The organism is Methanocalculus sp. (assembly GCF_029762515.1).
Lineage (GTDB): Archaea > Halobacteriota > Methanomicrobia > Methanomicrobiales > Methanocorpusculaceae > Methanocalculus.
Genome location: NZ_JARVGN010000531.1, coordinates 1 through 1,282, shown reverse-complemented (window position 1 = coordinate 1,282; position 1,282 = coordinate 1). Strand labels below are relative to the sequence as shown.

The window sequence follows — 1,282 nt, the reverse complement described above, 5'->3', positions numbered from 1 at the left end:
GGTATCCGTGAACTGGTGAATATCGGTGTCGGGAAAGCCGCAGGCATCCTCTCCGAGATGACCGGATCAACAATCGAGCTCACGATACCAAATATCAGCATCTATTCGAAGGAAGAGTCCGGGCAGATCATCTCCCAGATAGGTACAGAGCGATACTCTGCTATTTCTCTTGATTTTAATGGAGTATTTTCCGGAATGACATATTCGATCTTCCCGGCAGAGAGTGCTCATATCCTCATAGATGCGATCACCGGGGAAGAGTCAGCAGATGATGGCTATGAAGGGGCATTCAGCTCAATACAGGCAGAAACGCTCAAGGAGGTTGGAAATATTCTGATCAACGGCGTTATGGGCTCGATTACCAATGTGCTCAAAAGTCAGCTTACCTATTCGCTTCCTACATACAGTGAAGCGGATATTCCTGCCCTTATTCAGAATGTCAGGCAGGAGCACCGGGAGGCAGTCCTGCTTGCAGAGACCCATATGTTCATCCGGAATTTGAATATTGAGGGAAAGATTCTCATTATCATGGGGGCAGAATCATTTGAAACTCTCATCAGAAGGGTAAGGGAGATTGCAAGGGGATAAACAGCCGTGAGCCAGCACGATAGCCTCTCTGTCATAATAGAATTCTCAGATGCACTCCCCGTTGGGATCTGTGTTCTTGATCGGAAGATGACCATTGTCCTCTGGAACAGAACCCTTGCTGAATGGAGCGGTCGCTCTTTTGAGGGGGTGGTTGGGAAAAACCTCCTTGATCTGTACCCTGATCTCAACACTCCGGCATACCGCACCCGGATCGAACAGGTGCTGGATGGCGGTCCTCCGGCAGTCTTCTCTTCCCAGCTCCATACATCATTTATTCCCTGTAGAAAAGCTGACGGGATGCTCCGAGTCCAGCAGACCTCTGTTATCCGGTATCCCGGAAGCGATCAGGATCACTCCTCTGCAATGATCATCATCGAGGATGTCACAGAGCTTGATTCCGAGATACGATCTGTAAGAAAAATGAAAGATCAGGCTCTTCTGGAGGTACAGGAACGGAAAAAGGCTGAAGAGGAGCTTCGGGAGAGCGAGCAGCGGTACCGTCTTGTAGTGTCTGATATGGATGAGTTCATTGTTCGATTCCTCCCTGACAGAACCATACTCTTTGCAAATGATGCATATCTCAGGTTCCTCGGAAAGAGCCGGGATGAAGTCTTTGGGAAGCGGATAGACTCCTTTATCCATCTGGATGACCGTAAGAAGGTGGCAGAGCTGTATGCCCGGATCACACCGGATA

The 1,282-nt window shown here is 49.1% G+C and carries 2 protein-coding genes; both read left to right on the top strand.

Features of this window, described 5'->3' with window-relative positions:
- Positions 1-588 (top strand): chemotaxis protein CheC (locus QCH34_RS12880; RefSeq protein WP_300334723.1); only part of this gene is annotated, 588 nt, incomplete at its 5' end.
- Positions 589-594: 6 nt separating this feature from the next.
- Positions 595-1,282, top strand: a 688-nt coding sequence (locus tag QCH34_RS12875) for a PAS domain S-box protein (protein WP_300334722.1), incomplete at its 3' end; no start/stop codon positions are given.